The sequence below is a fragment of the Neobacillus drentensis genome, from assembly GCF_036965645.1.
Classification (GTDB): Bacteria; Bacillota; Bacilli; order Bacillales; family Cytobacillaceae; genus Neobacillus; species Neobacillus drentensis_D.
In genome coordinates this window covers 22879-32215 of the sequence record NZ_JBALPZ010000067.1, presented here as the reverse complement: position 1 = coordinate 32215, position 9337 = coordinate 22879, and the positions used below count along the sequence as shown (strand labels likewise).

The 9337-nt window shown below is 38.0% G+C and carries 8 protein-coding genes and 1 other annotated feature; of the genes, 7 read left to right on the top strand and 1 reads right to left on the bottom strand.

All coding sequences use genetic code 11. The features are described from left to right. Positions 1 to 156: 156 nt before the first annotated feature. From V7266_RS13940 to V7266_RS13910, 7 genes are all read left to right on the top strand, one after another. The gene (locus V7266_RS13940) at positions 157 to 945 is read left to right on the top strand and encodes a DUF2268 domain-containing protein (RefSeq protein WP_335468495.1); all 789 of its coding nucleotides are present in this window, start codon (positions 157 to 159) and stop codon (positions 943 to 945) included. A 23-nt stretch (positions 946 to 968) separates the two neighbouring features. Then, positions 969 to 1985: an ABC transporter ATP-binding protein gene (locus V7266_RS13935; protein WP_335468494.1), complete on the top strand. Its 1017-nt coding sequence runs from the start codon at positions 969 to 971 to the stop codon at positions 1983 to 1985. Between the two features lie 4 nt (positions 1986 to 1989). Beyond that, the gene (locus V7266_RS13930; RefSeq protein ID WP_335468493.1) at positions 1990 to 3000 is read left to right on the top strand and encodes an ABC transporter ATP-binding protein; all 1011 of its coding nucleotides are present in this window, start codon (positions 1990 to 1992) and stop codon (positions 2998 to 3000) included. Between the two features lie 86 nt (positions 3001 to 3086). After that, a complete protein-coding gene (gene opp4A, locus V7266_RS13925) occupies positions 3087 to 4802 on the top strand; it encodes an oligopeptide ABC transporter substrate-binding protein (protein ID WP_335468492.1) in 1716 nt (571 codons plus the stop codon). A gap of 127 nt (positions 4803 to 4929) precedes the next feature. Beyond that, on the top strand, positions 4930 to 5895 hold the full coding sequence (gene opp4B / locus V7266_RS13920; protein ID WP_335468491.1) for an oligopeptide ABC transporter permease: 966 nt from the start codon (positions 4930 to 4932) through the stop codon (positions 5893 to 5895). A 17-nt stretch (positions 5896 to 5912) separates the two neighbouring features. Then, positions 5913 to 6818, top strand: a complete 906-nt coding sequence (gene opp4C, locus V7266_RS13915) for an oligopeptide ABC transporter permease (RefSeq protein ID WP_335468490.1) — start codon at positions 5913 to 5915, stop codon at positions 6816 to 6818. 144 nt (positions 6819 to 6962) lie between these two features. Beyond that, complete coding sequence (locus V7266_RS13910) at positions 6963 to 7709, top strand: YjbA family protein (RefSeq protein WP_335468489.1); 747 nt, start codon at positions 6963 to 6965, stop codon at positions 7707 to 7709. Positions 7710 to 7774: 65 nt separating this feature from the next. Here the strand turns inward: V7266_RS13910 and trpS are convergent, their stop codons facing one another. Next, positions 7775 to 8764, bottom strand: a complete 990-nt coding sequence (gene trpS, locus V7266_RS13905; RefSeq protein ID WP_335468488.1) for a tryptophan--tRNA ligase — start codon at positions 8762 to 8764, stop codon at positions 7775 to 7777. 54 nt (positions 8765 to 8818) lie between these two features. Then, positions 8819 to 9075 (bottom strand) — a binding site (T-box leader). Between the last annotated feature and the right edge of the window lie 262 nt (positions 9076 to 9337).

Here is a 9337-nt window from a genome sequence, read left to right as displayed (position 1 = left end):
GTCAAAAACTTTTATACTTACTTATCCCATAAGAAAAGAAAAGGCCAAACGCTATGTTTGGCCTTTTTTGTCGTGGTTTCCCATTATAGTTGAACGTCTTTGAACCTATTTCATAAAATGACCAGAAGACGTAAATATGTAAAATGGGGTGAGGGAATGGGTATCATTAGGACTGATCGATGGCTTGAGGAAGATTTTGATAATCCATTAAAAATTTGTGAAAGGCTTCTTCCGTATTATAAAGGGCAAACAGAAAGAGAAATATATCGTGAACTAATTCATTTTGGGATGTACCAGCCGTCTCGATCTTCCAAAAATAATCAAGTGAAGATGCTCAAACAGCAGTCATGGGATAGGATAGAAAAAATTTTTGACCAATATAAAAGTCGTTGGAATGGTCCGGATATCCCTATTTTCCTCTTTCCAATTGTTCAAACGGGAGGTTTTTTTAGAAGGGAGGAAAAAGGAAAAGCTGGAGTATCATTCCCAGACAAAATGTTCCTATTTCTATCGAATTTTGATAATCCGAAAGACGTAGAAGCGCTCTTTGTTCATGAATATCATCATGTTTGCAGGATGCGTTTGTTAGATAAGAATATAGAAGAGTATACATTACTTGATTCTCTAATAATTGAAGGACTAGCCGAATATACTGTATTAAAAAAGTGTGGACGGGAATATTTAGCCGCCTGGTGCAGTATGTATACAGTAAAAGAGTTAAAAAAATTCTGGAATATTTATCTTATAAATCAACTGACTCTAAAGAAAAAGGAGAAAGGACACGATGAATTGCTATATGGAGGTGGAAAAGTTCCTAAACTATTAGGCTACGCAGCAGGATTTTATCTAATTGAACAATACTATAAAAAAAATCCTTATTCTACTAAGTTATCATTCACCACACCGGCTGAAAATTATCTGAAAGATACAGAACTTTCTATTTAATAGTAAAAATAAGAAGGTGGATTATGAACCGAAAGAAATCATTTTTAACAGAGCCACCATTGCTTGAAGTAAAGAATTTAGAAACAGCTTTTGAAATAGATGGGGTAGAATATAATGCCGTCGATCAGGTCTCATTTAAAGTAAAACCACGTCAAATTCTTGGAGTTGTAGGAGAATCAGGCTGCGGCAAATCAGTCATGAGTCTTTCCATCATGCAGCTCCTTCCAAAAGGAAGCGGGAAATTAAAAGCTGGTGAGATCATTTTTGATGGAATAAACCTAGAAACGATGACAGAATCTCAAATTAATAAGATTCGCGGAAGAGATATTTCAATGATCTTCCAGGAACCGATGACTTCCTTGAACCCAGTTTTTACGATTGGATACCAACTGCAGGAGGTCTTATTTAATCACTGGAAGATTACAAAACGGGAAGCTCGGCAAAAGTCAATTGCCCTCTTGAAAAGCGTAGGGATTTCTCGCCCAGACAAAATGGTTGATGGATATCCCCACCAGTTATCAGGTGGAATGAGGCAAAGAGTCATGATTGCAATGGCCATTGCCTGTCAGCCAAAATTATTAATAGCAGACGAGCCGACCACTGCTCTAGATGTGACAGTACAAGCCCAAATTCTTGAACTATTAAAAGAAATACAGTCGGTAAATGATATGTCGGTCATCCTTATTACCCATGATTTAGGAGTAGTTGCTGAAATGTGTAATGAAGTGATGGTGATGTATGCCGGGAAGATTGTAGAACGAACAGATGTAGATCGTTTGTTTCATCACGCCAAACATCCTTATACAACTCTACTATTGGGGGCAATTCCAAAAATGGACGAGTCATGTGAGCGATTAAGCACAATCCAAGGGATTGTTCCGTCTCTAACTAATATTCCAAAAAATGGGTGCCGATTTGTTCAAAGATGTCCAAAGGCTATGCCCGAGTGCCTGACAACAACCCCCATACTTAAGAGTATTGAGCAGGGACATGAAGTTGCCTGTTTACTCTATGAAACAAGAAATCCAGAAGAAGGGTGATGTAATGATTACTGCTTCCCTAACTCCCAAGAAACAAAGTGCCTCTTCCAAATCTGAAAATCTATTAGAAGTTCATAATCTTAAAACCTATTACCCTGTGAAAGGAGGATTCTTTAGACGGACCATCGGAAATGTTAAGGCTGTTGATAATATCTCTTTTGAAATTAAGAGAGGAGATACACTTGGTCTAGTTGGTGAATCGGGGTGTGGAAAATCCACAGCTGGCAGAACGATATTAAGATTATTAACGCCAACAGAAGGAGAGATCTTTTTTGAGGGTAAAAATATTACCCGCCAATCTGGCAGGAATCTCCGTGAAATTCGTAAAGATATGCAGATGGTATTCCAAGATCCCTATGCTTCGTTGAATCCGATGCAAATGGTCGGTGATATAATTGCCGAACCTATTTATAATTTTTATAAAAGAAGTAAGTCTGAATTAAAACAGATAGTCATGGATTTATTAGATAAAGTTGGTCTGCCTTCGGATGCCTACTATAAATATGCACATGAATTTTCTGGCGGCCAACGGCAAAGAATTGCGATTGCCCGTTCACTTGCATTAAGACCTAAATTAATTATTGCAGATGAACCGGTATCGGCCCTTGATGTTTCAGTTCAATCACAAGTTTTAAACCTATTAAAAGACTTGCAGCAAGAATTCGAACTTACCTTCCTCTTTATAGCGCACGATTTAAGTATTGTGAAACATATGAGCGACCGAATTGGTGTCATGTATTTAGGAAATATAGTTGAACTTGCTGATAAAAGTAATCTATACACAAAACCTCTTCATCCATATACACAGGCATTAATCTCAGCCATACCATCCCCAGACCCAAGAATGAAGAAAAATAGAATCATTTTAACTGGGGATATCCCAAGTCCCATCAATCCTCCATCAGGCTGTCCATTCCATCCTCGTTGTCCTGCAGCAATGGAGGATTGTTCAATAAATAAGCCGGTATTAAAGGAGGTGAAGGCTTCTCATCTAGTAGCCTGCCACCTTTATTAGAGGAGGCTTCATTTTTGGCACAGTCACCTCTTATGGGGACGAAAGCGTGCCTAGCGATTGCTAAAGATGATTTAGGGGGGATATGAATGAAGAAAAAGAGTATGGTGTTGCTTGCAGCCTTAATGTTAGTCTTATCAGCTTTTTTAGCAGCTTGCAGCAGCAATGAAAAAACTAGTACAAACCAGAAAGGTAATGGTACTAAAATTGGTGAGGCATCAGACAAACCACAAGATGGGGGCACACTTGTTTACGCCTTGGACTCTGCACCAGAGGGTAAATTTAACTATGCATTCTACGGGAATGCCACTGACCAATATGTTATTGATTTCTTTGACGAAAATTTAATCGATTATGACGAAAACTTAAAGGCACAGCCGCATATTGCTTCTTGGAAAACCTCTGATAATAAAGTGTTTGATTTTCAAATCAAAAAGGGTGTTAAGTGGCATAACGGAGATGAATTATCAGTTAAAGATTGGGAATTTGCATTAAAAGTAATTGCTGATAAAGATTATGATGGCCCGCGCTTTGATAATGTAAGAAATATCGTAGGAGCACAAGACTACCATGACGGAAAGGCAAAAGAAATTTCCGGTATCAAGGTGATTGACGATTACCATATCCAAATTACTTTTGATAAAGCACGTGTAAATAATCTAGATAACCTTTGGACTTATCCAATGAACCGGACTGAATTTAAAGGCATGGCAGTTAAAGATATGATGGGTTCTGCACAAGTTCGGACCAAGCCCGTTGGATTAGGACCTTATAAAGTTACTAAAGTGGTACCTGGGGAATCCGTTGAAATGGAGCGCTTTGATGATTACTTTGGCGGTAAGCCTCATATTGAAAAAGTGGTAATTAAGGTAATTGATCCATCTCTATCTGTGGGAGAACTTAAAAATGGCACACTTGATATGACATCCTTCCATCCTAGTATCATTGATCAAGTGAAGGCACTCGATAATGTCAATGCTGTCACTTATCCAGGGGTAAGTTATTATTATGTTGGTTTCCGTATGGGTACTTGGGACGGCGAGAAAAATATCATGAACTATCCTAAATATCAAGAAAAGAAACTGCGAGAAGCTATGTATTATGCGATTAATCGTGATGAATGGGTAAAAGCCTTCTTCTATGGTGTGGGTAAACCTGTAAATCGGCCTGTACCAACAAATCATTGGATTGCTGCAAATAACAAGGATTTAGAGCAATACAAATATAACCCTGAAAAGGCAAAGAAATTATTAGATGAAGCAGGCTATAAGGATGTGGACGGCGATGGCTTCCGTGAAGATCCAAAAGGTAAGAAATTTGTTGTAAACTTCAGCCACTACGCAACACAAAATCCAACATTTGAATCACGTGCAAAAGCATTAACGCAATATTGGGAAGAAGTCGGATTGAAAACTAAATTAACAATGACAGATGTTAATCTTTATTATGAAATGCTAGATAAAGCGGATAAATCGATTGAGGTATTCTTTGGCGGATGGCAGACTGGATCAGATCCGGATCCAACTCCTCTTTGGGGTTCAAAGGCCATGTGGAACTACCCTCGCTGGGTAAATGAAGAAAGTGATAAGCTTCTAGATCAAGCACTTGATATTAGTGTAGTTGGTACAGATAACAATAAACGGAAAGACCTTTATGTTCAATGGCAGAAACTGTTTATGAATGAGCTTCCTGTACTTCCAATCGCAGAGATTGATGAAACAATGGCAGTCAGCAAACGTGTGCAGAATGTTAAATTCGATGTTTCCGGTATGAACCGTCCTAATGAATGGTGGATTAAGCAATAAGTCTATATACCAAATAGAGTAAGCTTTAGTGGGGAGGATAGAAGAAATTTTCTGTTCTTCCCATTTCAAACCCAGTTGATTACCATACCAATCATATCCAACGGAGTTATAAACAAGGAGAGTGCACATGCTTAAATATACCTTTCGAAGAATTTTGGGCATGATTCCGATGTTATTCCTTATCTCCATTGTCGTTTTTACCTTGGCAAAACTTATGCCAGGAGATTCTCTCACTGGAGAAATAGATCCTAGAAACACGAATCCACAATATATCGCAGATATGCGTGAAAAGCTGGGCTATAATGACCCAATGCCACAGCAATATGTCCGCTGGATTTCAAATTTCGTTCAAGGAGACTTTGGTAAATCCACTCGGTTTAAAATACCAGTGGCAGAGGTTATTTCGGAAAAAATCCCAAATACAATCTTACTTGGATTATCCTCGATCATTATAACCTATCTCTTATCCTTTTTTATGGGGCTTTTTTCTGGCAGAAGGCCTTATACACTTGGGGATCATATTATAGGAGGATTAAATTATTTAGGACTCTCTATCCCTTCCTTTATCGCTGGGGTTTTTGCTATTTTCCTTTTTTCGTTTACATTAGACTGGTTTCCATCAAATGGTTCAGTCGATATCGGTGTGACTGAAGGAACAATTGAATATTGGCTTAGCAGGCTCCATCATGTATTTCTTCCTGCCATCGTTTTAGGTCTATTAAGTACTGCCAGTTATACTCAGTTTCTACGTAATGATATTATTGAAAACAGCCGTAAAGATTTTGTCCGGACTGCGCGCGCAAAAGGAACGCCTGAAAGAAAAATTTACAATGTTCATATTTTAAGAAACTCGATTATCCCGCTTATTACTTTTTTAGGTTTTGATTTAGTCGCGATCATCAGTGGTGCAATTATTACCGAGACAATATTTACTTATCCAGGGCTTGGACAGCTCTTCTTACAATCTGTTGGAACAAGGGATTATCCCGTATTAATGACATTGACAATGATGTTCTCGTTCTTAACACTAATTGGGAACCTTATTGCAGATATATTATATGGTGTGGTAGACCCGAGAATTAGGTTAGATTAGGAGGGGAGAACTTAGAAATGGTTACACAAAGGGATCTTAAATTAATGATCGTTCCCCCAGAAAGAAGTTTATCTCCCTGGGCAATCGCCCGGAAAAAGTTTATCAGGAATAAACTAGCGATGGTTAGTCTGTTTTTTTTAATTGTGGTAGCGATTGTATCCTGCTTGGCCCCCTATATTACCACTGCGGATGTTACTAAGATTAATATAGGTCAAATGTCATTAGAACCTTCTAGTAAGCATTGGCTGGGAACTGATAAAGCTGGCCGGGATGTGTTTACGAGACTGTTATATGGGGGAAGGATTTCTTTATTGGTAGGTTTGAGCTGTACGTTTTTTGTTATTTTAATTGGCACCATCATTGGATCTATATCAGGTTACTTTGGCGGAGCAGTTGATAGTATATTCATGCGATTTACTGACTTTATTTTAAATTTTCCTTTCCTTGTATTTGTCATTGTTTTGAATGCGATTCTTTTTGGAAAGGTGAATGGTTTATGGGTCTTAATAGGAACGATCAGCATTTTAAGCTGGGGGGGAATTGCGAGGATAGTCAGAAGTAAAGTCTTGGCAGAAAAAGAGAATGAATACATTACCGCTGCTATTTCAATTGGATGTTCACCTGCTGAAATCATTATAAGGCATTTGCTGCCCAACATCTTATCAACGATTATTGTCCAAGCAACCATTACGTTTGCCACGATGATCGTTGCGGAAACTGGCTTAAGCTTTTTAGGTTTTGGAGTTCCTCAGGAAATACCGAGTTGGGGAAATATGCTGAATTCAGCAACTGAGCCGGATGTACTCCAGTTTAAACTTTGGATATGGGTTCCACCCGCACTCATTATTACGACTACAATCCTATCGATTAACTTTATTGGTGAAGGATTAAAAGACGCCTTCAATCCAAAATCGATGAGATAAAAATCTGCCATAGCAAGTGGTAGATTTTTTTGATTATAACAATTATTAAAAAATGAATTGGAGCAAAATATATATATAGGAATAATTTAACTGAGGTCTGCCCATACTGATTGACAAATAGTTTCTGAAGTGAGGGGTTGTACAATGTTGTATCTTCATGATGTTTGGGTAAATTGGTTTGAAGGTGAAGAAAACGGATATAATGTTTGCCACTTTCATGAATGGCGGAAGGATGATGGAGTAGAGCTGTTAGATCAAGTACCGCTTGTTAAGGTTGAAACGCTTCTATTTGATTATATTGAGAATGATCTTTCTGAGCTGCCTCAACAGCTTCTCGATGATATTTATCAAAAAGCGTATTTAAGAAAAAACCATGAAAGGGTTCAACTGGACTATTGCTTTGTAGTTACGGACGGGACAGGAATATTAGCAGTTGATACAATCGGTTACAATATTCCTATTCGAAAAAGCAGATTAATACCTCGACAGGAACAGCTTGTTTACGAAATGATAGGCCAGCATGAAGCAAAACCATATCATTTTTACGCCCAGCCTAAAACGAAAGACTTTCATATACTATCACCTGAACCGGATTTGATGAGAGGGTTAACCAGAAAAGAACGACAGTTAAAACAACTATTATTTATGGCACTTGATCAACTTTTAACTTCAAACAATCAAGCAGAAGTAAGGTATTGGTACACTGAATGGTGCCCGGAGCAATATTCGATCATTCAAGAAATGAATTTTGAAGAAGCTTGGGAACAGCTTTTTGAACAAACAAAGTATGGCTGGTCAAAACGCCATGAAACATTCTGTGAAAATCTAATAAAAGGGCAGCCCTTCTTCGAAAAACTTTGGGAGATGGAGCATGGTCCAAAGGTAAATTAAAAAGCCTGACTGCAAAAGGTATGTCCCGCATACCTTTTGCCTGTCAGGCTTTTAGTTTTTAAAATTTATCTTTTCTTCCTTCCAAGTCCCATTGCATTTTCCATCTTCTTTAATGTTCTGCTGGCAACCTGGTTAGCCTTTTCAGCTCCGCGGTCTAAAATATCATCTAGCTCACTTGACTCTAACAAATTGTAGTACTTTTCTTGGATAGGCTTTAGAAAATCAACCACTACCTCAGCTAAATCACCTTTGAAATCTCCGTAGCCTCTTCCAGCATACATTTCTTCAAGTTCAACAATGGTTTTTCCACCAAGGATAGAATAAATTGATAACAAGTTAGAAACCCCAGGTTTATTCACCGCGTCAAACTTAACTATTCCTTCAGAGTCCGTAACAGCACTCTTGATTTTCTTCACAATCTGATTTGGTTCATCTAAAGGAGTTATAAAGGCCTTTTTATTTGGATCTGACTTACTCATCTTTTTAGTTGGTTCTTGAAGTGACATAATACGGGCGCCGACCTTAGGTAAGCTGATTTCAGGAATAGTAAGAATATCATTATATTTTTTGTTAAATCTCTCAGCCAAGTCTCTTGTTAATTCCATATGCTGTTTTTGGTCCTCACCAACAGGAACAAGATCTGTGTTATATAAGAGGATATCAGCTGCCATTAAAGGCGGATAAGTTAACAAGCTTGCAGAAACGGCTTCTTTACCTGATGATTTATCCTTAAATTGCGTCATCCGCTCAAGTTCTCCTATATAGGAAATACATTGCATGATCCATCCAGCTTGTGCATGAGCAGGAACCTCAGATTGAATAAATAAAGTTGCCTTTTCCGGATCAATTCCAACAGCAAGATATAATGCAGCTAAACTGCGGATATTTTTCCTAAGTGTTTGTGGATCCTGAGGTACGGTAATGGCGTGCTGGTCCACAATACAAAAGAAACAATTGTATTCGTGTTGTAATTCTACGAATTGTTTCATAGCCCCAATATAGTTCCCAAGTGTTATGGTTCCACTTGGCTGAATACCTGAAAAGATTGTTTTCATTGTGTTTCTTCCTCCTAAAAATATATAAAAAAAACCATTCATCCCTAAAAAAACTATAGGGACGAATGGTTCGCGGTACCACCCTAAATTACTCAAAATGAGTCACTCAGCTTCAAAACAACTATATATAGATATTTTGAAATCCTTTTAACGCAAGGTTAACGTCTGCTCCTACTGATTCAATCACAAATGATAAAAAGTTCAGGCAGAGGCTCAAAAGTCCATTCCGTATTTTTTCGCGTTTGTTTTCACCGGCCACAAACTCTCTGAATCGAAGGGAAATACGTACTACTCTTTTTCAAGGCTTTTGCAAATATTATGCGGTTAGTCACATTATAGCCGAAAGCAAACAGTGATTTCAAGTTAGGTAAGCATAATAGGCAATCAAAGCAGCCGCCATAAACAGACTAGTTTATAGTCCATGAAGAAGAAGGAGGCTTTATTGATTGTGATTAATAACGGCTATTCAGAAACGTTGTCAAATCTTCTTCTTTTTTTCCCTCATGGTGACACATGATTAAAGGACTTAGACATGAAATCATAAAATTCAATATAGAGGGTGTAGAGTATCAA